The organism is Flavobacterium sp. WV_118_3 (assembly GCF_039778605.1).
In the GTDB taxonomy this organism is placed as follows: Bacteria; Bacteroidota; Bacteroidia; order Flavobacteriales; family Flavobacteriaceae; genus Flavobacterium.
The window spans coordinates 3077919-3101663 of sequence record NZ_CP156060.1 but is presented as its reverse complement, the minus strand read 5'-3'; the positions used below and the strand labels follow the sequence as shown (position 1 = coordinate 3101663).

The 23745-nt window shown below is 40.5% G+C and carries 23 protein-coding genes; 9 read left to right on the top strand and 14 right to left on the bottom strand.

The annotated features are described in order from the left end of the window. Positions 1-11 precede the first annotated feature (11 nt). The 7 genes from ABFU83_RS14435 to ABFU83_RS14405 all read right to left on the bottom strand — a co-directional run bounded on the left by ABFU83_RS14435 (position 12) and on the right by ABFU83_RS14405 (position 7886). Positions 12-2738 carry a T9SS type A sorting domain-containing protein gene (locus tag ABFU83_RS14435; RefSeq protein WP_347066947.1) on the bottom strand — a complete coding sequence of 909 codons (2727 nt, stop codon included), beginning with the start codon at positions 2736-2738 and terminating at the stop codon, positions 12-14. A 292-nt stretch (positions 2739-3030) separates the two neighbouring features. Further along, entirely contained in the window at positions 3031-3441 is a 411-nt protein-coding gene (locus ABFU83_RS14430; protein ID WP_347066945.1) for a DUF6157 family protein, read from the bottom strand. Next, a complete protein-coding gene (locus ABFU83_RS14425; RefSeq protein WP_347066943.1) occupies positions 3438-3827 on the bottom strand; it encodes a VOC family protein in 390 nt (129 codons plus the stop codon). The genes ABFU83_RS14430 and ABFU83_RS14425 overlap by 4 nt, the downstream gene beginning before the upstream one ends. Further along, on the bottom strand, positions 3824-4903 hold the full coding sequence (locus ABFU83_RS14420) for a winged helix DNA-binding domain-containing protein (protein WP_347066941.1): 1080 nt from the start codon (positions 4901-4903) through the stop codon (positions 3824-3826). The genes ABFU83_RS14425 and ABFU83_RS14420 overlap by 4 nt, the downstream gene beginning before the upstream one ends. Positions 4904-4943: 40 nt before the next feature. Beyond that, on the bottom strand, positions 4944-5750 hold the full coding sequence (locus ABFU83_RS14415) for an SDR family oxidoreductase (protein ID WP_347066939.1): 807 nt from the start codon (positions 5748-5750) through the stop codon (positions 4944-4946). A 62-nt stretch (positions 5751-5812) separates the two neighbouring features. Further along, complete coding sequence (locus ABFU83_RS14410; protein ID WP_347066937.1) at positions 5813-6349, bottom strand: YfiT family bacillithiol transferase; 537 nt, start codon at positions 6347-6349, stop codon at positions 5813-5815. Positions 6350-6356: 7 nt separating this feature from the next. Continuing rightward, positions 6357-7886 carry a bifunctional GNAT family N-acetyltransferase/carbon-nitrogen hydrolase family protein gene (locus ABFU83_RS14405; RefSeq protein WP_347066935.1) on the bottom strand — a complete coding sequence of 510 codons (1530 nt, stop codon included), beginning with the start codon at positions 7884-7886 and terminating at the stop codon, positions 6357-6359. Between the two features lie 254 nt (positions 7887-8140). On the opposite strand from ABFU83_RS14405, the gene ABFU83_RS14400 reads away from it, so the two are divergent. Then, positions 8141-9901, top strand: a complete 1761-nt coding sequence (locus ABFU83_RS14400) for a T9SS type A sorting domain-containing protein (RefSeq protein ID WP_347066934.1) — start codon at positions 8141-8143, stop codon at positions 9899-9901. Between the two features lie 53 nt (positions 9902-9954). Further along, positions 9955-10281, top strand: coding sequence for a single-stranded DNA-binding protein (locus tag ABFU83_RS14395; protein ID WP_347066932.1), 327 nt, complete (start codon positions 9955-9957; stop codon positions 10279-10281). Between the two features lie 5 nt (positions 10282-10286). On the opposite strand, the gene ABFU83_RS14390 is transcribed toward ABFU83_RS14395, so the two are convergent. The 5 genes from ABFU83_RS14390 to metG are packed head-to-tail and all read right to left on the bottom strand — an operon-like array spanning position 10287 to position 15045. Further along, positions 10287-11189, bottom strand: coding sequence for a histone deacetylase (locus ABFU83_RS14390; RefSeq protein WP_347066931.1), 903 nt, complete (start codon positions 11187-11189; stop codon positions 10287-10289). A gap of 7 nt (positions 11190-11196) precedes the next feature. Continuing rightward, positions 11197-11652, bottom strand: a complete 456-nt coding sequence (locus tag ABFU83_RS14385; RefSeq protein WP_347066930.1) for an NUDIX domain-containing protein — start codon at positions 11650-11652, stop codon at positions 11197-11199. Continuing rightward, a complete protein-coding gene (locus ABFU83_RS14380) occupies positions 11649-12278 on the bottom strand; it encodes a chloramphenicol acetyltransferase (protein ID WP_347066928.1) in 630 nt (209 codons plus the stop codon). Before ABFU83_RS14380 ends, ABFU83_RS14385 begins: the two co-directional genes overlap by 4 nt. Continuing rightward, positions 12275-12964, bottom strand: coding sequence for an HAD family hydrolase (locus ABFU83_RS14375; protein WP_347066926.1), 690 nt, complete (start codon positions 12962-12964; stop codon positions 12275-12277). Before ABFU83_RS14375 ends, ABFU83_RS14380 begins: the two co-directional genes overlap by 4 nt. A gap of 20 nt (positions 12965-12984) precedes the next feature. Further along, on the bottom strand, positions 12985-15045 hold the full coding sequence (gene metG / locus ABFU83_RS14370; protein WP_347066924.1) for a methionine--tRNA ligase: 2061 nt from the start codon (positions 15043-15045) through the stop codon (positions 12985-12987). 272 nt (positions 15046-15317) lie between these two features. Here metG and ABFU83_RS14365 point away from each other — a divergent pair, with 272 nt between their 5' ends. The 6 genes from ABFU83_RS14365 to ABFU83_RS14340 all read left to right on the top strand — a co-directional run bounded on the left by ABFU83_RS14365 (position 15318) and on the right by ABFU83_RS14340 (position 20670). Further along, a complete protein-coding gene (locus tag ABFU83_RS14365; RefSeq protein WP_347070225.1) occupies positions 15318-16214 on the top strand; it encodes an LD-carboxypeptidase in 897 nt (298 codons plus the stop codon). An 8-nt stretch (positions 16215-16222) separates the two neighbouring features. After that, a complete protein-coding gene (locus ABFU83_RS14360) occupies positions 16223-16582 on the top strand; it encodes a YraN family protein (RefSeq protein ID WP_136403486.1) in 360 nt (119 codons plus the stop codon). A gap of 72 nt (positions 16583-16654) precedes the next feature. Next, a complete protein-coding gene (locus ABFU83_RS14355) occupies positions 16655-17314 on the top strand; it encodes an aspartate kinase (protein ID WP_136403485.1) in 660 nt (219 codons plus the stop codon). A 98-nt stretch (positions 17315-17412) separates the two neighbouring features. After that, positions 17413-19608, top strand: a complete 2196-nt coding sequence (locus ABFU83_RS14350; protein WP_347066922.1) for a M12 family metallo-peptidase — start codon at positions 17413-17415, stop codon at positions 19606-19608. 103 nt (positions 19609-19711) lie between these two features. Next, positions 19712-20137, top strand: coding sequence for a hypothetical protein (locus tag ABFU83_RS14345; protein ID WP_347066920.1), 426 nt, complete (start codon positions 19712-19714; stop codon positions 20135-20137). A gap of 71 nt (positions 20138-20208) precedes the next feature. Continuing rightward, complete coding sequence (locus tag ABFU83_RS14340) at positions 20209-20670, top strand: septal ring lytic transglycosylase RlpA family protein (protein ID WP_300484890.1); 462 nt, start codon at positions 20209-20211, stop codon at positions 20668-20670. Between the two features lies 1 nt (position 20671). On the opposite strand, the gene ABFU83_RS14335 is transcribed toward ABFU83_RS14340, so the two are convergent. Both ABFU83_RS14335 and ABFU83_RS14330 read right to left on the bottom strand, forming a co-directional pair. Beyond that, entirely contained in the window at positions 20672-21115 is a 444-nt protein-coding gene (locus ABFU83_RS14335) for a YciI family protein (RefSeq protein WP_347066918.1), read from the bottom strand. Position 21116: 1 nt separating this feature from the next. Further along, complete coding sequence (locus tag ABFU83_RS14330) at positions 21117-21584, bottom strand: CYTH domain-containing protein (protein WP_347066916.1); 468 nt, start codon at positions 21582-21584, stop codon at positions 21117-21119. Between the two features lie 96 nt (positions 21585-21680). Here ABFU83_RS14330 and ABFU83_RS14325 point away from each other — a divergent pair, with 96 nt between their 5' ends. Next, positions 21681-23729, top strand: coding sequence for a recombinase (locus ABFU83_RS14325; RefSeq protein ID WP_347066914.1), 2049 nt, complete (start codon positions 21681-21683; stop codon positions 23727-23729). The last annotated feature ends 16 nt before the right edge of the window (positions 23730-23745 follow it).

Here is a 23745-nt window from a genome sequence, read left to right as displayed (position 1 = left end):
AAATCGGCGTTTTATTTTTTCTGAACCACGATTTTCTGAGTGATAGTCGGTTGGTTTTCCGAATTGATCTTTATGATATACACTCCTTCGGAAAGTGCCTGTAAGGATAAAACATTATTCGGACCGTTTAACGGTTGTTGAAGTACGGTTTTACCAGTGATATCAATAAGGGAAACATTGGCTTGTTTCACTTCCAGGTTATTAAAATCGATATTTAAAATATCTTTAGTCGGATTTGGATAAATCAGCATATTGTCGTTTACCGAAATAATTGAGGGTTTTCCAAAATCCAACTCCGGTTCCGCTGCTTTCATATTTTTGGTAGGTAATTCTCTACGATACATAGCGGCCAGAGTAGCTTCATACCATTCTCTATACCAGAACCACCAACCGGAGCTGCGTTTTTCATACTTAATATTAAAAATCTGATCCGGAGCTGTTGGTGCCGCTTTTACCAGAAACTGACGCGAACGGTCATTCAGGTTCCAGTCGCTATATGATGAACTACCGCCGTTACTCCAGTTAAACGACATTCCGGGACCACCGTTACTATAGTCGTAACTTCCAATCCAGGAATTGCTGATCGCCAGATATTCGCTATAGCCATCGTTATCCAGATTACCGGTCATCATTTTATAGCTGAAATGCGCCGGAGTGACATTGGTAGTGGTAAAGCTGGTTCCCAATCCCTGTCCGCCGGTTAAGGTCCAGCCACTTCCGGTAAAACGCATAATGGCCGAAAAACTACTGGACGAATTGCTCACAAAAGCATACAATTCATCACGGGTAGTGGTGCGCATTTTTCCTTTCATATACCGTTGAATCTGTGAAATCTGTAATCCACCGATCCATCCGGAACCGTTGTTGCTCCATATGGTTTGTGGCGAATACCATCCGCCCGGAGACGAATTGAATTTTACCAAATGCGACCATCCGTTTGGATTTACGCAAAGTAATTCGTCTTTTCCGTCGCCATCGAAATCACCCACAAGGAAGGTGTCTTTTGGACCCATATACCAATAGGCAATAGGGGTGTTGCTACCATTATTGCTCCAACGTTCCTTCCACGACCAGGTCGAAGGGAGGTATTCTTTAATTTGCGCCCAACTTCCGGTATCGGTTCGCGACAAGATTTCGGTTTTTCCATCACCGTCAAAATCACCCGAATAGTAACGATCGCCATAATTGCGGTACCAACATCCGAACGTTCGGTTTCCGTTATTTCCCCAAAGGTGATACCAGTCGGTTCCCTGATCGCAGGAGAAATCCATAATACCAGCCCAGTTTCTGTCGGGACTGGCAAAGAAAATTTCTTCATCATTATTTTCTCCGTCAAAATTTCCGGTCAGAATATAATCGCCTTCCTGCATATACCAGGAAGCAACCCATTTCAGATTACGGTTATTGGTCCAGGATTTTACCATTTCGTTAGGATTATTAATATTGGCATAATCGTTTAGACAATACGCATGATTGTTACTTGAGTTCAAGATAATACTTCGGGTATACGGGCTAAAATACAGTGGTGTAAAAGTAGATGTGTACATACACATAATTGGGATGTCACTACCGCTACAGGAAGAAGTTCCGTAGTGTTCATCATCGTGTAGGGAGCCAAAAATATGACCGATCTCATGCGAAATAATCCGGGTACGGGTTGGATCTTTTCCAATCACGCCATAAGCCCAATTCGTGTTACAAAGCGAATTGGTAAAAGCAATTCCAACCGTTCCGTTATCCGGGCGTCTTCCGGTAAATAATAAGGCCAGATCCCGAACTTTATTGGTGTGATTGGCATTCCAGTTGTCCCGGAATTTATACAATAAATCGGAAGCATTATTGGTGTTGTACAATGTCGTATTATTGGGTAAAAGATTGACATGTCTTACGATAAACGAAATATTGAAATAATGCGTGTAAATACATTCTACTAAAAATAAGCTTTGCAGGATATTGGAAGCAGAATTCGTTCCATTCTGATCGCACCATATTTTATCACCTTCAGCGGCAATACTCAGAAATCGTGGCGTACAGTCGTTAAAATAACCTTTCTGTCCTGTTGAGGTCTGTTGGAGCGCATCTTGTATTTGAATGCAACGTGAGTTTTGCGTACTGATAATGTTTCCGAGGTTAAAAACCAGTAACGGATTTTCATCGGTCACAAAATCGTCACCGTTTAGTTTGATAAAATCCTGAAGAGACGTATAATAGAGTACTTCATTGCTTTCGGTATTCCATTTTAAACCGACAAGATTGTCATTAAAAACAGCCAGACGTGCCAGGATGGTTGAATTGTTGTCTACAATTCCTTTTATGGTTGGAACATTATAGTTGAGGTCAGTTTCAAAGGTTCGTTGGAATGTGATCTGATTTTCACCACCTTCATGAGTAACTCCTTCGGTATAATCGAGGGCGCGCATGTCGTGGCGTTGCATGGTAAACTTGGTCGTACCGGCATCAGATTTCAGAATGAATTCAAGCGCATACGGATTTTTGAGCAGGTAATCGTTTAAAGCGGTATAATCAAAACGATAGGCCGAAAAACCTTCCACACGACCGTGGAGATATTCCTGAATTTGAGGACTTAACTGTGTCGGTTGTAATTCATACACCGGCGTTTGGTTTTCCTGAGCTTGGGTATAACTTGGAGGATCGTCCGGACTACTGGTTTCCGGAACCTGCGCCATTGCTGTAAAAGAAAGCAGCAAAGCCGACAGTAGGAGTAAGCTTTTTTTCATAATTTATTGTTTTTGGTGTTAATATGCTATTGGTGACTATGTGAATGCTGTAATACCTTGAAAACAAATGCGAAAAATTATGAGGCTTATAAAAAGGGTAGTTTTTTAGTGCAAAACGTACTATTAAAAGATGTTTTTTCGGCTTAAAATGGTAATTATTGTATCAAATATAAAAAATTAATTAAATGTTTGTTAAAATTTCACCAAGAAACTTACAAAACAAATTTTTTGTGATAAAAGTTGTTAAAAATGAAAAAACCGACCTTGTTGGCCGGTTTGTATAAGGAGGAAATTATTTCCGTTTGGAACGCATTGCCTTAACCTGTGTTAGTGCGGAATCCTGCGCCAGTTTTTTGTAGTCGTCGGAATCGATAGCATAGAGTGCGACTTTACCTTCGGCATTGTGATGCGTTCCCCAACCATAGCGTTTGGACAAAGGGGAACATCGCAAACACGCCTGACTTTTGGAGAAAAAGAACTCCCGTTCCGACTCATAATCGGATTTTGGAATATGATTTTTCAGCGCATAAACCCTAAATAAAATGTCATCCGATGTATAGCGATACGGATTGTCGCGAAGTGTTTCAAACTGTAAATTCACCGCCGATTTTTCGTTTCCGCGTATCGGTGGAATTTCGGCTTGCGAAACCGGACAATCTTCGGCAACGGCAATAAACGTATTGCTATAATTGGTCGACTTCATGGTGTTTCGATTAGATCCCAAAGATTCCCATACAAATCGGCAAAAATGGCCACTTTGCCCCAAGGCTCTGGAACCATATCCCGAACGATGGTAACATTATGTTGTCGGAAATGAGCCAGATCGCGTTCGATGTCGTCGGTATTCAGAAAAAAAGAAACCGTACCGCCGGTTTGGTTGCCAACGCGTTCCTGTTGTGCCGGTGTCGTCGCTTTGATCAAGGCAAATGCGCTACCGGAATAACCCTTTGGTGCCAGCGTTACCCAACGGCTGCCATCGTCGCCGTGTCTGTTTTCCAATACCGAAAATTGAAGTTTTTCCGTATAAAAAGCAATGGTTTCGTCATAATCGTGTACCAAAAGGGTAATATGCGTGATATTTTGTTTCATGAGTGATAGTGGATATGGGGTTCTTTATTCAGGAAAACGCCAAATTCCTGTATTTTGTTTTCCAGCGGTTCGGTTAACGAAGGCGTAAAAGAATCGAAAGGATGGATATCGATGGTTACTTTTTGATTTTTGATGATCCGTTTCCAGATGCCAATAGCCTTTCCGTTATGCAAAATAACCGGATGAAAAATTCCGTTTCGGGTAACCGCTTTTTTATGATGATCAATAGTTAGCGTTGCGGTACGATCTTTATAACTAATGATACATTCGTCGAACGCCGGTAACAGGTGAATCGTATTTTTAGGAACCGATGAAGAAATCGTATGGGAAAACCAATAGGTTTCGGAACCGATACTTTCAGACTGAAAATCGTGTTGGATCAGATCGAGTGCTTTTCGGACTTCAGACAACGACAATCCGGACCACCATTGGAAATCGGCTAGTGTCGCTGGACCATGACTGGAAAAGTACTTCCGGGCGAGTTTTTCCAAGGCCTCCTCCCGACTAATGGTACTTTTTTGCGGAACCCATTCTGCTAACAACGCATACGTGGTTTTTCCGTTTTTGATTTTTCCGCTACAGATCAGTCCGTCCTGTTCGGCCAAAATTAAAATATGCGACATCCGATTGTCGTAGTTCGCAATACCATTTTGCTCGAATAAGGCAACCAATTCCTCACGGGTATGATGCTTGTTTCCGACCAGTGTTTTTTCCAAAATGGAATACGAACGCGAAAGGACTTCGGGCGTCAGTTCGAGTTCTTTTAGCCGTCCTTTGGCAGAACCTTTAATCCGTTTGGCCGATAAATCCAGCATCCAGTAAATATCGGACGCGGCAACCGTATGCCAGGTCGGACGCATAACATGGGTGCGAACAATCGAACCGGAATTAAATGCGGCTTCAATTTCGGTTTCAGAAGTGCCGGGTTTTCGGATACCCAAAGCCCATTTCGACATGGCAAAATCCTGCGCCTGAAACGCACCCATTCGGGATACGATTTCCGTAATATCCAGTGCCGGACTTTGGTGTAACCACTGGTTGTTGAGACGAAGGCTAACGATATCTATTAAGTCCATTTGGGATTGTTTTAGCTATAAATGTACCGCTTTTTTTACATCATAATTCGGCAATCTGGAATTCATATTCTAAAATGTGCTGTACTTTTTCCGAGCTGATGCTTTTTCCGGACGATGGTTTTTCGTGACTGAATTGCGGTAACGGTAATCCGAATTCCAATGCTTTTCGGGTATAATATGCTTCCCGTGTAGGATGGGAAGGCGCGACGGCATTAAAGGTTTCGTTCCAGATTTCTTTTTCGATTATCGCCAGAAGAATACCGATACAATCCGTTTGATGGATAAAATTGATCGGAGCTTCGGGGTTTTCGATATTTTCCTTTCCGGCGAGGAATTTTACCGGATTCCGATCGTTCCCGATCAGTCCGCCAAATCGGACAATAGTCGTCTGAAGATTCGGATTCTCAAGTAAGTAGTTTTCGGCTTCCAAAAGTTGCTTTCCGTTTTCGGTATCCGGTTGCGGAATTGTGGATTCGGTTACCGTTGCATCGGTATCGGAATACACCGAAGTGGAACCTATAAAAAGGACTTTCGTAACCGTTGTTGTGACAATACAGGAAATCAAGGTTTGTATTTTGGCTACAAAATTCTCCCGGTTTTCACCTCTAAGTTTCGGCGGAATATCAATGATGACAATTTCTTTTCCGGAAAGTAAACCTTCCCAATTGCCTTCTACCTGATCTTCGTAGCATTTGATCAAAAAAGGATCGATTTGCGCTTCCTCTAATACCGACAATTTTTCGGGTGAGGTTGTAGAACCGCTCACCGAATAACCGTGTTGGATCAGTGTTTTTGCCAATGGAAGGCCAAGCCAGCCGCAGCCGACAATTGCGATAGAAGGTTTCATGCTGTTGTTTTTATCGGAACAAAGTAACTCCTTTTTTTGGTGACATTTGCTCTGCTATACGATTAAAAAATCCCTTTGTGTTGTAACGCCTGACGGATATGTGCCAAATGATGTCGGGAATGCCAATGGTATAATCCGATGGCTTCTTTTAACGAATAAAGGCGTTGGTGTTGCGGATGAAAATACAACAGATTCAAATCCTGTTCCGACAAATGATCAATCAGATAACTCCAACGACTGTGGACACCTTTGATGATTAGTAAGGAGGCCGAGATACCGTCGTCTTTTCCATCGGGCGTAGCGGCCCAAAGTTGTTCTTCATACGGTCGGATTGCCGGAACATTTTCGGTTAACGTTAGTTTAAAACGGATAAAACTGTTCATATGACTATCGGCCAAATGATGCACCACTTGTTTAATCGACCAGCCATCCGGTCGGTAAATCCAGTTTAGTTCCGTTTGAGGGAGCGCTTTTACCAGTTTTTCCAGTTCCAAAGGTAATTCCCGTATTGTCGTTTTCCATTCCCGTATATGATCCGTATCGATTTCCGTAGGAACGGTAAATTTCCCGATCGGATATTGTAATTGCTCGAGTTCCATTGTGTGTTTATGGTTTTAATTTTTTGATTTGATACAAATCTTTTCTCCGATCTTTCATAATGCGGACACTACCGTGTTCGTGCAATTCTTTCAATAAATCCACATCCACGTCTACTATTAACGTCATTTCGGTATTTGGCGTGGCTTCGGCCTTGATTCCGTTGGTTGGAAACGCAAAATCCGAAGGGGTAAAAACGGCCGCCTGCGCAAACTGTATATCCATATTGTTTACCTTGGGAAGATTTCCGACACAACCGGCGATGGCAACATAACATTCGTTTTCGATAGCCCGCGCCTGCGCACAATTGCGAACCCGTGTATACCCGTTTTGCGTATCCGTAAGAAACGGAACAAACAGAATATCCATCCCTTCGTCGGCCAGTAAGCGGGACAATTCCGGGAATTCCACATCATAACAAATCATAATACCGATTTTTCCACAATCGGTATCAAACGTTTTGATTTGCGAACCGCCTTTCATACCCCAATAAAACACTTCGTTTGGTGTAATATGAATTTTGGAATACATTTCGGATGTTCCGTCTCTTTTACACAGAAAACCGACATTGTACAAATTCCCGTTTTCCAGTAGCGGCATACTGCCGGTAATGATATTGATATTATAGGAAATCGCGAATTCCTGAAATTTTTTCCGGATCGAATCGGTATAGCGCGCTAATTCCCGAATCGCATCGGCTTCCGAAAGATGATTGTAATCGGCCATTAGGGGCGCGATAAACAACTCCGGAAACATGGCAAAATCGCTGGCATATCCGGAAACGGCATCAATAAAAAACTCGGCCTGTTCGAATAGTGCTTCCAGATTGTTGAGCGGTCGCATTTGCCACTGAATCAACCCTAGTCGGATGACACTTTTTCGTGTGTTGATCAGTTGTTGATGTTTTTCATAATAAATATTATTCCATTCCAAAAGCACGGCATATTCCTGCGAACTAACATCGCCTTCGAGGTAATTTTTCATCACCTTGATGACGTGGAAATCATTACTCAGTTGAAACGACAACACCGGATCGTGGATTTCCTTGGCACGTACTTTTTCGATATATTGTTTTGGCGTCATCTCTTTGGCATGTTCGGCATAACGCGGAATTCTTCCGGCGAAGATGATCGATTGTAAATTCAGTTTTTCACAGATTTCTTTTCGGGCATCATACAAACGCCGTCCCAAACGAAGTCCGCGATAATCCGGATGAATAAAAACATCGATACCGTATAACACATCGCCAAAAGGATCGTGAGTGGAAAAGGTATAATTTCCGGTGATTTTTTCATAGGTATGTGTCGCACTGGCCTTTCGGTTATCTACAATTAATGAAAGCGCCGAACCGACCACTCTGTCGTCGACCAGTATTACAAGTTGTCCTTCCGGGAAAATTTCCAGCAGGCGTTCGATTTGCTCTTCTTGCCAATAGGCTTCTTTTAGTTCGCTATAGGCTTCCACCATGGAATTTTTCAGTTCTTTATAATCTTCGATCTGTAGATTTCGTAACTCAACTTTATTGATGGCTTTTTGCATAGGGAGCGTATTTTTTAGAAAGTTACAAAAAATACCGTCTTTTTACAAACGAGCGAAAGGTGTTGCAATAGGAGATTTTCACACAAAAGAGACATTTAACAGGAGGGTGTTGTAATTTTAACACTATGCTAACATTGCGGATAATGCGGGTTTGCGGGCTATTCTGTTGTATTGTAAAAACATTTAACAGTATAGAGTCTTTGAAATTGTATTATTCTTATAAATTTGGTTAAAAAATAATCAAATACTACAACATGAGACTAAAACTACTTATTGCAACAACTCTTATTAGTTTTTGTGGCGCCCATGCCCAGAATTTTAACCAGAGTCAATGGCTTTGGAGTGCTGTAACCGAAAACAGCGGCTTGCAGGAAAATCAACCACAAGGTTTTGTTGACCGGTACGGCAACTATATTATGCTTGGAAATTTCAGAACCGATACGGCAACAATACAGGGTACTACGATACAAAACACCAGTGATGCGGCGGCTCCGGTTAAAGGGGATGCCTATATCGCCAAATTTGATACGAACGGAGTGCTATTAAATGTAAAGCATTTTAGCGGAAGCAAATACGAGCAATTTGCAGCGCTCGCCTATGATGGTAATGATCATTATTATGCTATAGGAAGTTATAACGGGAATATGCAGATTGGGACGACCACTTTGACAAACCCAAACACGTATGGAGATCGCAGTTTTATCGTAAAATTCACATTAGACGGTAATCCGGTTTGGATTAAGGAATTTCCGGAGTATATGGGAGGCGGTTATCTGCAATATAAAAACAACTACCTGTATTTAGCGGCCAATTATTCGTCGGATCAGTTATCTTTTGAGGGGCAAACCTTACCGATGGCCAATTATGCACCGACAATTCAAGGGATGGATAAAAACCTGGTGGCCAAATTCGATGCTAATACCGGTAATCTGATTTGGGTTTCGTCTTCGCGTTATACCGGAACGACCAGTTCGAACATGTCCGACCGAATCGGGGCACAGATGAAAGCCATGGTTGTAGACAACAATGGAAATGTTTATATCGCGGGCGATTTTCTGGCACGTTCGGTAACTTTTGGAAATATTACGCTAAACCGCAGTTCGAGTTCAAACGCAGGACTGTTTTATGTGCGTTACGATAATACCGGAGCGGTAGCTTGGGCAAAAACGGCTACCGTTGGGCCAAGTTCCGACACTAAGGCGTACAACCTTGCGGTAGATTCGGCAAACAACGTATATTTGGTAGGGATGGCCTATAACTCGACAATAAATTTTGATGGAACCATTTTACAGTTCCCTGGAAATTACGGTGGTTATATGGTAAAACACGGTACAGCCGGAAACCTGATATGGGCTAAAAAAGCGGGAATATCAACAGATCAGGCACCGGGAACCAATGCGAGTTCATCGTCAAAGTTTTCGAGATTGTATATCGATGCACAGGATAATATTTATGTAGGCGGAAATTTTTACCGATATGTCAATCTTTCCCCGGATTTTACCTATACTATCGATAATAATTTTTTCAACTTCATTGCCAAATATAATGCACAAGGAACGGTACAGGCGTGTGAGATCTATCCTGCACCGGCGAATGGTTCCTCTAATTTGAAAGTACTGGATTCCGATCCGGATAATTTTACGATTATTTCGACGGCTTCTGTAGACATACAGTTAAACAATCTAAACATTGTAACCAACGATAAACAATCGGTATATATTGCCAAAACAGGAGAATCGGCTCTAGGTCTTGCCGAATTTGGAACCGCAAATTTTGCAGTATATCCCAATCCGGCCAGCGAACGATTGTTTATTAAAAACAAGGAACAATTATCCGATCAGGCACAAATCGCGGTATATGACTTAAACGGGAGACAGATTTTTAAGGTAACAGGAGCTACTATTGGCGAAAAAGGAATTGAGGTATCCAAACTGGCCGCCGGAATTTATGTGTTGGGAATTGAAGATGCATCACAACAACTAAAAGAATATCAGAAATTTGTAAAAAACAAATAACCCTACACTCCCTTTTCCCCGAATTAAAAGTTAACCTATTAAAATTATGAGCCATGAACACATTGAGAAACCGAGTGCTATTGATCGGAAACGTAGGAAGTGATCCGGAAATTAAGACATTAGAAGAAGGTAGAAAACTGGCAAAATTGTCGGTTGCTACGAACGAAGTGTATTACAACGAAAAAGGTGAAAAAGTTACCGATACACAATGGCATGTTGTAAAAGCCTGGGGGAAGCTAGCCGACATTGTTGAGAAATTTGTAGAAAAGGGAAAAGAGGTTGTTTTAGAAGGCAAGCTGGTTCACCGAACCTGGGAAGACAAAGAGGGACATAAACGCTATTCGACAGAAATTGTCGTAAACGAGATTTTATTGCTTTAAACGAATTAGCTGTAAATGTAGGAAGCTACCCGGTAGGTATTGGTATGGGCCTGGATAATTGTTCGGATATCCGGCGAATAGCCGCCGCCCATACTACATTGAACCGGTATTCCTGCGGTATGGCAATGTGAAAATACAATTTCGTCCCGTTTTTTACAGGCATCGAGCGAACAGGCGAGTTTTCCGAGTTTATCGGAAGCCAATATGTCGACACCGCTAAGGTAAAAGATAAAATCAGGGCGTTCTGAGGCAATGAGTTGTGGCAACGTCTGATGTAACAGCGATAAATATGCATCGTCGGCCGTATGATCCGGCAGTGCGATATCCAAATCGGAACGTTCTTTTTTAAAAGGATAGTTCGACTGACCGTGCATCGAAAAGGTAAAAACGGAAGGATTGTGTTCGAAAATCGCAGCGGTTCCGTTTCCCTGATGTACGTCAAGATCTACAATCAGAATTTTTTTTGCCAACTTACGATCCAGTAAATACTGGGCCGCAATAGCCTGATCATTCAACAGGCAAAAAGCCTCACCATGGTCGGCATAGGCATGGTGCGTACCACCAGCGATATTAAAAGCAATTCCGGTTTGTACTGCTTTTTCGGCACCGGTTATGGAACCTTGTACCAATCGTAATTCCCGTTCGACCAATTCGGCAGATAACGGAAATCCTATTTTACGTACAGCCCTCGGATCCAATGTTAATCGGATCAAATCGTTTACATATTCTTTTTGATGTACAGCCAATATTGGTTGCATATCCGGCATGTCCGGTTCAAAAAAAGCATTGTCGGAAACAATGCCTTCATGTACCAATTGTTGTGGTAGTAATTCGTATTTGATCATCGGAAAGCGATGGCCTTCCGGTAGCGGATGTTTGTAAATCGGATGGTAGGCAATCGGGAGCATACCCTTTTTACGGATTTAATTCGTCGATCAATTCCAATAAGTTGAGTTCCGCATCATAACGGGCACTATAGGCAAAAGGCTGTTGGTTAAAAGCCTTTTCGTAAATGTGCAGATCCGTTTCCGGTGTCAGGATATTTTTCAGATTATCTTTATGAATCCATTCCAATATTCCTTCGTTACATTCGGGTGCCGGTTGGTATGGGATTTCGGCCAAATAGACAAAAGTAAGCCAGTTGTATTCCACGGGAGAAACCTCGAAAAGCGTTCCCATATAGGTAAAATGTTCCGGACGAATACCGGTTTCTTCAAATGTTTCGCGTATTGCGGCATCCAAAGGTGTTTCGTTAGGATCGAGCTTGCCGCCAACAGGTACGTAATAGCCTTTAAAGGGTTCTTTAAAACGTTTTAGTAAAAGCAACTCATCATTACATTTTAAGATGATAAAAGCGGCAATTTTTCTCATTTCTGATCCAGTTGTTTTTGTAATTCTTCAAAAAAAAGGCCTACATGATAGCCGTCGGCCAAACCATGATGCACATGTACGGAAACCGGCATTTCTCTTTTTCCGTTGGTTAGCGTCATTTTTCCAAAGGAAATTTTCGGACAACTATCCGGGAACGTAAAACTACGGGCATGTGATAATGACGTAAAGTTTACCCACGGAATGGAAGAAAAATGGATCAGATTATCCATTTCAAAACTTCGGGTAAAAAGCCCCGGCGTTTGACGAACCCTTTCGATTTCGTTTTGTGCAATGGTTTTAAACGTCTGAATATCGCGATCAAATTCGATCAGCGAAAAGCCAAAAGAATGATCTTCCCGCAAGATCGTCGAAGACGCATCGATACGATCGTAAATAACCACCTCATTGTCCTGAATCCGGTAGCGAAAAGCTTCGACAGCATTTACCGCTACGAGCGTTTTGTACAGGTAATAAATAAAAAACGGCACACCGGCTTCCTTGGCGTTATCGTAGGCTTTGGTACAGTCAACCGTTGCGATAAGGCCGAAAAAAGGCTCTTCGAAATTTTTAAAAAATTCGAAGTGTTCTTTTCTGCTCCAGTTGGCCAGGTCTAACTTTTGTTTCACGATACTAAAAGTGGTAGGATATCGGTTAATTTTTCAATGGTTCTAAAGTTGGGATGTTCCACTTTATGATCGATACGTTCGTGCGCCCAGGTGGTGTGGAACGGCACGTGTACGGCATGACCACCAATTTCCAATACCGGTAATACATCCGATTTCAACGAATTTCCAATCATAAAAAACTCCTCCGGTTTTAGATCCAAACGGCTTACCAGTTTTTGGTAATCCAAAGGCTGTTTATCGGACATTACTTCAATATGGTGAAAATAAGCCCCGAGTCCGGAATCGTGTAATTTGCGATGCTGGTCTTTCAGATCGCCTTTAGTAGCAACCACTAAACGGTATTTTCCTTTTAAAGCATCGAGTGTTTCCTCAACACCATCGAGTAACTCGATTGGTTTTTCCAGTAATTCTTTTCCCAATTCGATGATTCGGCCAATGATGGCCACATCGATGGTATTATTTGAGATTTTTAAGGCCGCTTCGATCATCGAAAGAATATAACCTTTGATACCGTAACCATAGGCTGGTAAATTCTGGATTTCAATTTTGAATAACTCCTGCGACAATCCCTGATGGGATAAATAATCTTCCATCAGACCGCAGAATTTTTTTTCGGTTTCTTCAAAATAAGGCTCATTTACCCAAAGGGTATCATCTGCATCAAAGGCTATAACTTTTAGTGCCATTCTATTTTATTTTTAAGGTCTTAGTTAATCGTCGCTCCGTTTTTCACACCATCGGTATCCGGGTTTACAAAAACCAGCTTACCTTCGGCATTTTCCGTCATCAGGATCATTCCTTCGCTTTCGACACCACGTAAGGCTCTTGGTGCCAGATTGGCTAAAACGGTCACTCTTTTTCCGATAATAGCTTCCGGTGCAAAATGCTCGGCAATACCCGAAACGATCGTACGAACATCAATTCCGGTGTCGACTTTAAGTACCAGTAATTTGTTTGCTTTTGGCATTTTTTCGGCCGAAACAATGGTTCCTACACGTAAATCCAATTTGGCGAAATCGTCAAAAGTAGCCACTTCTTTTTGTGGTGTTACCACTTGATTTTCGGCTTTATTGGCCACTTTTGTAGCCTCTAGGCGGTCGATTTGTTTTTGAATTTCTTCATCCTCAATTTTAGCGAATAGCAATTCCGCTTGTCCGATCTGATGACCTGCCGGTACTAAATCGGAATTTTGAGCGATATCATTCCATCCGAAAGCATTGTCAATTTTTAAAATTGATTTTAATTTCTGAGCGGTAAACGGAAGGAACGGTTCGGCTAAAACGCTCAATGCCGCAGCAATCTGTAAGGCTACATACATTTGCGTTTTTACTCTTTCCGGATTTTCTTTTACAATTTTCCACGGTTCTTCATCGGCCAGGTATTTGTTTCCTAAACGCGCCACATTCATCAATTCACCTAAAGCTTCGCGGAAACGGTAGCGCTCAATTGAACTCGAAATAACCGCCGGATAGGCTTTTAATTCGGTTAAAGCCGCTTCGTCTGCTTCGGTTAGTTCGTTAGGTTGCGGAATGATACCGTCGTAGTATTTGTTGCTTAATACCACTACACGGTTGATAAAGTTTCCGAAAATAGCAACCAGCTCATTATTATTACGTGCCTGAAAATCTTTCCAGGTAAAATCATTGTCTTTGGTTTCCGGAGCATTGGAGGTTAAAGCATAACGCAATACGTCCTGTTTTTCCGGGAAATCGATAAGGTATTCGTGTAACCATACCGCCCAGTTTTTGGATGTCGACAGTTTGTTACCTTCCAGATTCAGGAACTCATTGGCCGGAACATTGTCCGGTAGAATATAACTGCCTTCGGCTTTTAACATCGCCGGGAAAATCACACAGTGGAAAACGATGTTGTCTTTTCCGATAAAATGCACCAGTTTGGTATCCTGGTCTTTCCAGTACGGTTTCCAGTCTTTTCCTTCTCTTTCGGCCCATTCTTTTGTGGATGAAATATAGCCAATAGGTGCGTCAAACCATACATATAGTACTTTTCCTTCGGCACCTACAACCGGAACCGGAATTCCCCAGTCCAGATCACGCGTAACGGCACGCGGTTTTAAACCGTCGTCCAGCCATGATTTTACCTGTCCGAAAACATTCGGTTTCCAGTCGTTTTTATGACCTTCCAAAATCCATTCTCTTAAAAACGCATCATATTGATCTAATGGCAGGAACCAGTGTTTGGTTGATTTTAAGATTGGTTTTGTCCCGGTTATGGTTGATTTTGGATTGATTAAATCGGTTGCGTTTAAAGACGTGCCACATTTTTCACATTGATCGCCATAGGCATCTTCATTGCCACATTTTGGACAAGTTCCGGTCACAAAACGATCGGCCAGGAATTGTTGGGCTTTTTCGTCGTATAATTGTTCGGTAACTTCTTCGATAAATTTACCGTTGTCGTATAATTTTCTGAAAAAATCAGAAGCGGTATCGTGGTGTATTTTAGCTGAAGTTCTGGAATAATTGTCAAAAGAGATTCCGAAATCAGCAAAAGATTGTTTAATAATCCCGTTATATTTATCGATAACTTCCTGAGGTGTAATGCCCTCTTTTTTTGCTTTCATCGAAATGGCCACACCATGTTCGTCACTTCCACAAATAAAAGCTACATCTTTACCTTGCTGACGTAAAAAACGCGCATAGATATCAGCCGGGACATATACTCCAGCTAAGTGGCCAATATGAATCGGACCGTTCGTATACGGTAAAGCAGCTGTAATGGTATATCTTTTAGGATTTTGTATCATAAAAAAAAGATTATATTTTGAATGTATTTCAAGATGAAATGCAAAAATAGGCTATTAACCACGAATTTGAATGTTTTTTTCATTCAAATTGTGCAAAAAAGCGTTGACAAATCCTTTAACAGATGTTTATCGGATTGTTTTAAAAACGCTAAATTTGTTAGAAACGATTTCAAATGAAAACAAACCACCTCCATACGTATGCTGTATTTTTGAGATCATTTTTGATTTTACTGTTATTTTTTACAACGACCGATTTATATTCACAACGAAAAATGAAAATTCCATCCTATTTAAAAAAAGGTGATACCGTAGCCATTGTTTGTACCGCAAGAAAATTTTTTCCAGAAGATGCCGAACCCGCCATAGCATTGTTAAAATCGTGGGGATTGGAAGTCAAATTAGGGCGTACGATAGGATTGGATAGTTGTCAGTTGGGCGGTACGGATCGCGAGCGTATCGATGATTTTCAGCAGATGATGGACGATGATAATATCAAAGCGATATGGTGTGCCCGAGGTGGTTATGGAACGGTTCGCATTATAGACGGATTGGATTTTACGAAGTTTAAAAAACATCCAAAATGGATCATTGGATTTAGTGATGTTACCGTTTTGCATAGTCATGTCCATAATATGAAAGTGGCAACCCTGCATAGTATCATGCCGTTTACGGTGCCACGAACGGAAGAAATTTCTAAAGAAACCTTACGTAAAGCGCTATTTGGAGAGAAAATCCGATATGAAGTTCCGGCGAAAGGATATGAAATTAAAGGAAAAGCAACAGGACAATTGGTAGGAGGTAACCTTTCTATATTATACAGTTTGTTAGGATCAAAATCCTCAATTGATACAAAAGATAAGATATTATTTATAGAAGATCTGGACGAATATTTATATCATATAGATCGAATGCTGTATAATTTAAAAAGAAATGGTTATTTTGACGGACTAAAAGGACTTGTAGTAGGAGGGATGACAGATATGCATGATAACGAAATTCCTTTTGGGCAAAATGAAGTAGGTATTATCACTTCCATCGCAAAAGAATATAATATTCCGGTATGTTTTTACTTTCCGGCCGGACATGTTAAAGATAATCGGGCACTAATTTTAGGGGCTACGGTTAATTTTGAAATAACCGACGATCAAGTTGTGTTAGAATTCCAATAAAATAAAAAATGGCACGTCATAATGAACTTGGAAAAGAAGGAGAATCGCGTGCAGTAGCATTTTTGATACAGAACGGCTACGAAATTCTGGAGCGAAACTGGATATTTTGTAAAGCCGAGATTGACATAATTGCAAAAAAAGGTACAACTTTAGTAGTTGTAGAAGTTAAAACTCGTTCTAAATTAGAGTATGGATTACCACAAGAATTTGTGAAATCGAAGAAAATTCAGCTTTTAGTGAAAGCTGTTAATGAATATGTAATACTAAGGGACATCGAATGTGACGTCCGTTTTGATATAATTGCTATTCACAAACAGGGAGCTGTTTTTGATATTAAGCATTATCCTGATGCATTTTATTATTTCTAATTTATTTTTGTTAAAGTTTTAACAGATTGTTTTTTTTGTAATTTTACGAGATTTTTAAAACCCACTATAATTATGAAAACTATTTCCTCTGTAGTTGAACATTACATTAAAACGAAACCCTTTTTGCTCAATGGCCTCTCCCAGGGTATTATTAATCTGACCTCCTTGGCAAGAGTAATGATGCCGGAATTAGAGCAGGAATTAGGGAAAAACATTAAACAAGGAGCAGTCGTAATGGCTCTGAAACGATTATCGGAAGAACTTGGTTTCCGGATGAACCACAAACTGGATAAAGTTCTGAAGAATCTGGGAGAAATTACTGTACGTTCCTCATTGACGGATTATAATTTCGCAATTACTCCCAAAGTATTGAGTTGTCAATCGGATTTAATCGCAGAAATTAATAACTATACAGATATATTCTATACTTCTTCGCGAGGGGTAAATGAAACCAATATCATTGTAAGTGATTCCCTAAACCACTTAGTAGAGAAATACTTTGCAGAAGAAAAATGGGCTCATAAAACCGAAAACCTTGCTTCGATTACGGTAAAGCTACCTAAAGATAACCTTTCTGTACCGGGATTGTTTTACTATGTATTTCAACGTTTGGCATGGGAAGGTGTGAATATTTGCGAAGTAGTTTCCACAAATTACGAATTCACCATTATTGTTAGCGATGATCAAGTAGATATTGCTTTCAAAGCTATTAAAGATCTTAAAAGTTTGTAGTTAAAAGGTTAAAATTGTGTAGTTAAGCCGGGAATGTGAGTCAGAACCTAAATATTTTTTATATTTGGACTGACTAAAATACTAACTAACCCCGCAAAATGAAAAAATTTACACTTTTTTTAGCCCTTTTAACCGGGCTGACTGTGTTTTCGCAAAACAGGGTCGCCCAAAGGGTCGCCGAGTTACGCTCACAGAACACAGACTTTAAAAAATTTTCAGTATTAGAAGCGTCGACTAAAACTCCAGGTAAAGAAATTGCCAGAGTTGTAAACGACGCTTCTTTTGCTATTATAAAAGAAGCTGCTGTCAATGAAATCGTGTCCAAAAAACCCAACGCGATCGAATTGAATCTACCGTACCATAACGAAACGGTAACACTACAACTTTATCGAGTAGACTTGTTAGCAGAAGGTTTTCATCTGGATACCGATAAAGGAAAAAACATCACTTACGAACCAGGAGTGTATTACCGTGGTATCGTGAAAGGTGACTCTAACTCCTTGGTGTCTTTTAACTTTTTTAAAGGAGAACTGAATGGAATTGCTTCTAGTTCAAAATTAAGCAATTTGACAGTAGGTAAATTGGACAAAAAAGGAAACAAATCAGACTACATCATCTATGAAGATCAAAAGATGAATGTAACCCACGATTTTGAATGTGCTACGGATGATAGAGTTGAAGAGTTTAAAAACGCTCCAACAACTCCATCAGCAAGTCCGGCCAGTAATAAATGTGTAACAGTTTATTTTGAAATCGATTATAATTTATACCAATCAAACGGAAGTAATACAACGACAACTTCCAACTGGATGACTTCGGTTTTTAATAATGTACAGACCTTATATAATAACGATGGAATTACGACAGCATTAAAATCGGTATACATCTGGACCTCACAAGATCCATATGAAGGTGTAGGTAACAGTTCTGGTGATTACCTGGCAAAATTTAATGCAGTACGACCTGTTTTTGACGGTGATGTAGGACAATTGGTGGGAATCGACCCAGGAGGATTAGGTGGAGTGGCAGTAACAATCGGAGGATTGTGTACCGCGAATAACTACTGTTATTCAGACGTGAATTTTAGCTATAGTACTGTACCAACCTATTCTTGGACGGTTCAGGTAGTTACACACGAATTAGGGCACTTACTAGGTTCAAGACATACGCATGCTTGTGTATGGAATGGAAACAATACTGCTATTGATAACTGTGCGCCGGCAGCTTTAGGAGCAACATCCGAAGGATATAGCTGTATGACCAATCCGCCAACTATTCCTTCTTCTAGTACAAAAGGGACTATTATGAGTTATTGTCACTTAGTGAGTGGTATCGGAATTAGTTTTAACAATGGATTCGGATCACAGCCTTCAGCGGCGATTATAAACCATGTTGATTCCAGAACTTGTTTAAGTACGGATTGTATCAGTACTTGTATTAATACGGTTACGGATATTAATTCGACTATGGGTGCCGGAAATACATCGGCTGTGATTACCTGGTCGGATGCAGGAAGTGCTACCTCATGGCAAATTGTTGTGTTCCCGTATTCAGGAACGGCAGGTCAGTATACTACGGTAAATGCCAACTCATTTACGGCACAAAATTTAACACCAAATACGTATTACAGAGTGCGAATCCGTCCGGTTTGTGGCTTTGGAATGACCGCATTGTCCAGAGATTTTATATTATTGACTGGAGCAGATTACTGTAACGGAATTCAATTGACCGATACGGGTGGAACATTTGGACAATATGGTAACAATCAGGTGTTTGTTAGAACGCTTATTCCAAATCTGGCAAACAATAAAGTAAAACTAACCTTTACTGCTTTCAGACTGGAAGATGGTTATGATTTCTTATATATCTACAACGGATCAAGTACAGAAGCACCATTAGTAGGCGGAGCTGGTTTAACCGGATTAACGTTACCGGCACCAATCGAATCGACTGCTGCAGACGGTGCTTTAACTATGAAATTCGTTTCTGACGGAGGTGTAACCGAAGCAGGATGGGTGGCAACAACCTCTTGTACGCCTTCTTTAGGATTGGAAGATGCTGTGTATATGGATTATTCGTATTACCCGAACCCGGTTAACGGTTTTGTAAATATTACATCAAAAGATGCAATAACAGCAATTCAGGTATTTAATGTTCAGGGACAATTGTTATATAACAGTCAGTTGAACGACCTGGCAACAAAAGTAGACATGACAGCCTATGCGACCGGAACCTATCTTTTCAAAATGAAAATCAACAACCAGACCGTTAATTTTAAAGTTGTTAAATTATAATTAAAAATAACGAAATCGGATGATTAAAGCCGTTTACCACTTTGGGTAAGCGGCTTTTTTAGTTTCAATTCCTTATCTTTGTTTTGAAAACAAAAAACTAACTATGTACGAAATTATTCAAAAAGGCCATTCCGGATTGGCTTATTTAGCTTTATTGGCTTTATTCATCGCTGTAATCAACGCTTTTTTAGGAATGAGTTCCAAAAGAGATTTTGAACCAAAAGACAGAAGAATTTCACTTTTTGGCTTGATCTTTTCTCATATTCAGTTGCTTTTCGGTTTTATCCTATATTTTGTTTCACCACTGGGTTCGGCATCATTCGGACAAATGAGTAACAGTGCGCTTCGATTAACTTCTTTGGAGCATCCGCTAATCAATATCATTGCTATAGCATTGATCACGGTTGGTTGGTCGAAACATAAAAAAGCAGCTACCGGAACGGATAAATTCAAAAAAATAGCCGTTTTCTATGCGATAGGATTGCTTTTAATACTAAGCAGAATACCATGGAGTTTATGGTTTAAATAAAATGAAGGCCCGTAAGGGCCTTTTTCAACTTGGCATATTTCTTGCCCTTCATCATCTAAAAAACGAATAGAATGAAAAAAGTAATAGTTTACATCGTATTTGTTACACTCGCTGTTTTGTTAATCAGTACAACAACCGGAAGGGTTTTCGCTTTTCAGGCAGATCCGAAAGTGAAAGTGAACGATACGATAAAAAAAGATTCTATCACGATTCAGGGAGGTCTTAAGCTTAAGAATTATAAAAAAAATGTACATGCATCGTATTATGCCGACCGATTTAATGGAAGAAGAACCGCAAGTGGTAGAAAATTTGACAATGCAAAATATACTGCTGCGCATAGAAATCTGCCTTTCGGAACTAAAATAAAAGTAACGAATGTAGCCAATAAAAAAGCCGTTATCGTAGAAGTAACCGATCGCGGACCATTCTCACGAGGACGGGAAATTGACCTTTCTAAAAAAGCGTTTATGGAAATCACACACGGAAAAGGCCGTGGATTTGTAAACGTAAATATTGAAGTGATTCAGGATTAAACTATTCGAGTTTACTTCCTTTTGCTGCCCACCATCCCATAGTTTCCACTTCCAGTCGTCCGGATTTTACCGCCGGATCCAATTTTGCAAGACTGTCGGCTTCGCGTAATGTAGGCGTGTTAAAAACCAGAATGCCCGAAATGGTTTCGTGTTTGTCCATAGGACCGGCAAGGCTGATTTTTCCGTTTTGATGCAACCAGGAAAGATGTTCCATATGCTTTTTCTGAATTTCCTCAGCGTCCTCTTTTGATTGGGTTCTGTTGGGACCTTTTTTTAGTAAGACCAGGAAATATTTTTGCATCACATAGGTGGTACCATTGTCTTGATAACTAAAAGTCTCCGGTACAGGTCTGGCTGGAATAGATGGCGTTTGAACTGTTTTCTGAGGACTGCTACAGGATAAAACCGCAAGCAGAAAAAGTAACGTATACTGCGGCATTTTCATTTTACCAGAGTTTATAAGGGTTGTTGCTTAAAAAAGCATTGTAAAACCGTTTGTCGCCGGTAACCTCGGAACCGAGCCAGTCCGGCTTTTCAAAGAGCTCGTTTTCCGATTGCAATTCCACTTCGGCAATAATCAGTCCTTCATTGGCCCCGAAAAAAACATCCACCTCAAAAGTGTGGTTTCCTTTTCGGATCTCATAACGAACTTTGTCGATAACACCTTTTTCGCAGAGTGGCAGGAGCATTTCGGCATCGGAAACCGGAATTTCCGTTTCCCATTCCAGGCGTGTCGTTCCGGAAGCATTTCCGATACCTTTAACGGTTAGAAAACCTTTTTCGCCCTTAATACGAACGCGAACGGTTCGTTCCGGATCCGAATTAAGATAACCTTGAACAATCCTGTTTTGATGGTGCGATTCGGTAATAAAAGCCTCGGATTTGACTAAAAACTTTCGCTCGATTTCCTGCATTTTCTGGAGAAATTAATATAAATTAGGAGCAAGTTAAGAAAATTATAGCTCCCGGATCGTAATTTTGCCACAGAATAATTTACCAAAAACAAGCGCATGAATTTAAGACATAAGCTACAATCTAAGACAACGATAGGAAACCTGTTTGATAAACATTTTGAGAACCAGCGGTATGTCTCTGAAGATAGCTTACATTTTTTAGTGGATCTGGTACATTTGTTTCGGCCGAAAAAGCCGAAGAAAGAAGTAACGGTTTCCATCGAAAAATTGCTTTATTTTCTCGAAGAACACCCGGATAAACGCGAATTGCTGATTGGCTACCTGGCACAGTTGTTTAAAGAACGAAAATTCAGTCGGATGTTATCGGACGCTGCGATTTTACAGGATGCCGATTTTGTCTTCGAAGTCAAGAAAAGATTATTGGCTAAAGTACTACCGTATCAACCGCAAAAAGACACCCTTCAATATATCCTGAATCAGGTTTTTTATCTGAATTCAGATGGTATTTGGATCAAAAAAGTTCCAATGGAAGAATTATTGCGATTATTTGATCTGCTTTCGTTTCGGGATATCTATGTTTCGGTTAAAGAAAAATCACCATTATCCGAATTGCTTAATGTGATGAACCTGATTCCGCAGCGTATGAGCGGAAGAGCGATGGAAAATGACGTGATCAAAATGGTGCCGGAATACAGTCAGTTTGAAAGTCCGTTTACAGCTTTTGAAAAAGAGTTGCAGGAAATTATCGAAAAAATACGTACCGGAGAACAACATGCCATTACTTCCGATGATTTGTTGTATAAGCAACTGCTAATCCTGCACAAACAATGCGAAGAGTATGTCGACAAAGCTTTTGCCAACAGTTCCAAATACGGGATTTCGATTAAGGTAAACCAAAGTTTGTTACGCATTCGACAGCAATTGTACCGTATGAAAATCCTGATTCCGTTATTGGTAGTCAATAAAGAAGAAGACAAAAAACACAATACGATTCAGCTGGCATTACAACTCATTAAATTCAACTGTTATAAAAACAACGTTGGTCAGCTGATCAATGAAAGTACGCAATTGCTTTCGTATGAGATCACACAACATACGGCCAAAACGGGAGAGCATTATATTACCGAAAGTCCGAAAGAGTATTTCGGGATGCTAAAAGCTGCTTTAGGAGGAGGCTTTATTGTGGGGATATTGTGTATCATCAAATTGTTGTTTTCCAAAATAGAAACCAGTGCTTTCGGACATGCATTTCTGTATAGTTTAAACTATTCGCTTGGTTTTATTGCCATTTATCTTTGTGGCTTTACATTGGCGACCAAACAACCGGCGATGACCGCAGCGACCATCATTCAGGCCTTGGAAAAAGGGATGAAAAAACAAGGGAAAACAGAAAACAAACACAGTTCGTTTGCCAAATTATTCGCCCGTTTGTTCCGATCTCAGTTTATCGCATTCGTCGGAAATGTTGTTATGGCTTTTCCGGTTTCCTTATTGGGAATTTGGGCGATCGATCAGGTTTTCGATTACAATATTGCTGAAACAAAATGGCCCAAACTATTAGGCGATCTGAATCCGATTTTTTCACCGGCGATTTTTCACGCTTCGATAGCCGGAGTATTCCTGTTTTTATCGGGAATCATTTCCGGAAGTATTTCCAACCGAAACAAACACAATCAGGTGTATTACCGTATTCAGGAGCATCCGTTTCTGAAAATGAGTTTCGGTGTCGAAAAAACAAAAAAAATAGCCAACTGGTTTGAACACAACTGGGCCGGTATCGTTTCGAACGGCTGGTTTGGAGTTTTCCTGGGAAGTACGGCGTCGATAGGGATCTTTTTGGGGTTAAATCTGGACATTCGACACATTACATTTGCGAGTGGAAATTTTGCCTTAGGATTATACGGGATGAATTTTAAAGCCGATTTATGGATGATTGGCTGGAGTATTTTAGGAATCGGACTTATTGGTTTTATGAACTTTATTGTCAGTTTTGGTTTGTCAATCGGATTAGCGTTCCGTTCCCGAAATATACCGCTTTCGGAATTCCGACTTTTAAACAAGGCCATCTGGATTCATTTTAGAAAGCGACCGCTATCGTTTTTTATCCCGGTAAAAGACAAGCGGGAGGAAGAATCCGTTTCCTGATTTCGTCTGTTTTATA

Coding starts and splice junctions, on each gene's coding strand:
- ABFU83_RS14435 (WP_347066947.1), bottom strand. CDS start 2,738: ATGAAAAAAAGCTTACTCCTACTGTCGGCTTTGCTGCTTTCTTTTACA.
- ABFU83_RS14430 (WP_347066945.1), bottom strand. CDS start 3,441: ATGAAGTCGACCAATTATAGCAATACGTTTATTGCCGTTGCCGAAGAT.
- ABFU83_RS14425 (WP_347066943.1), bottom strand. CDS start 3,827: ATGAAACAAAATATCACGCATATTACCCTTTTGGTACACGATTATGAC.
- ABFU83_RS14420 (WP_347066941.1), bottom strand. CDS start 4,903: ATGGACTTAATAGATATCGTTAGCCTTCGTCTCAACAACCAGTGGTTA.
- ABFU83_RS14415 (WP_347066939.1), bottom strand. CDS start 5,750: ATGAAACCTTCTATCGCAATTGTCGGCTGCGGCTGGCTTGGCCTTCCA.
- ABFU83_RS14410 (WP_347066937.1), bottom strand. CDS start 6,349: ATGGAACTCGAGCAATTACAATATCCGATCGGGAAATTTACCGTTCCT.
- ABFU83_RS14405 (WP_347066935.1), bottom strand. CDS start 7,886: ATGCAAAAAGCCATCAATAAAGTTGAGTTACGAAATCTACAGATCGAA.
- ABFU83_RS14400 (WP_347066934.1), top strand. CDS start 8,141: ATGAGACTAAAACTACTTATTGCAACAACTCTTATTAGTTTTTGTGGC.
- ABFU83_RS14395 (WP_347066932.1), top strand. CDS start 9,955: ATGAACACATTGAGAAACCGAGTGCTATTGATCGGAAACGTAGGAAGT.
- ABFU83_RS14390 (WP_347066931.1), bottom strand. CDS start 11,189: ATGCTCCCGATTGCCTACCATCCGATTTACAAACATCCGCTACCGGAA.
- ABFU83_RS14385 (WP_347066930.1), bottom strand. CDS start 11,652: ATGAGAAAAATTGCCGCTTTTATCATCTTAAAATGTAATGATGAGTTG.
- ABFU83_RS14375 (WP_347066926.1), bottom strand. CDS start 12,964: ATGGCACTAAAAGTTATAGCCTTTGATGCAGATGATACCCTTTGGGTA.
- metG (WP_347066924.1), bottom strand. CDS start 15,045: ATGATACAAAATCCTAAAAGATATACCATTACAGCTGCTTTACCGTAT.
- ABFU83_RS14365 (WP_347070225.1), top strand. CDS start 15,318: ATGAAAATTCCATCCTATTTAAAAAAAGGTGATACCGTAGCCATTGTT.
- ABFU83_RS14360 (WP_136403486.1), top strand. CDS start 16,223: ATGGCACGTCATAATGAACTTGGAAAAGAAGGAGAATCGCGTGCAGTA.
- ABFU83_RS14355 (WP_136403485.1), top strand. CDS start 16,655: ATGAAAACTATTTCCTCTGTAGTTGAACATTACATTAAAACGAAACCC.
- ABFU83_RS14350 (WP_347066922.1), top strand. CDS start 17,413: ATGAAAAAATTTACACTTTTTTTAGCCCTTTTAACCGGGCTGACTGTG.
- ABFU83_RS14345 (WP_347066920.1), top strand. CDS start 19,712: ATGTACGAAATTATTCAAAAAGGCCATTCCGGATTGGCTTATTTAGCT.
- ABFU83_RS14340 (WP_300484890.1), top strand. CDS start 20,209: ATGAAAAAAGTAATAGTTTACATCGTATTTGTTACACTCGCTGTTTTG.
- ABFU83_RS14335 (WP_347066918.1), bottom strand. CDS start 21,115: ATGAAAATGCCGCAGTATACGTTACTTTTTCTGCTTGCGGTTTTATCC.
- ABFU83_RS14330 (WP_347066916.1), bottom strand. CDS start 21,584: ATGCAGGAAATCGAGCGAAAGTTTTTAGTCAAATCCGAGGCTTTTATT.
- ABFU83_RS14325 (WP_347066914.1), top strand. CDS start 21,681: ATGAATTTAAGACATAAGCTACAATCTAAGACAACGATAGGAAACCTG.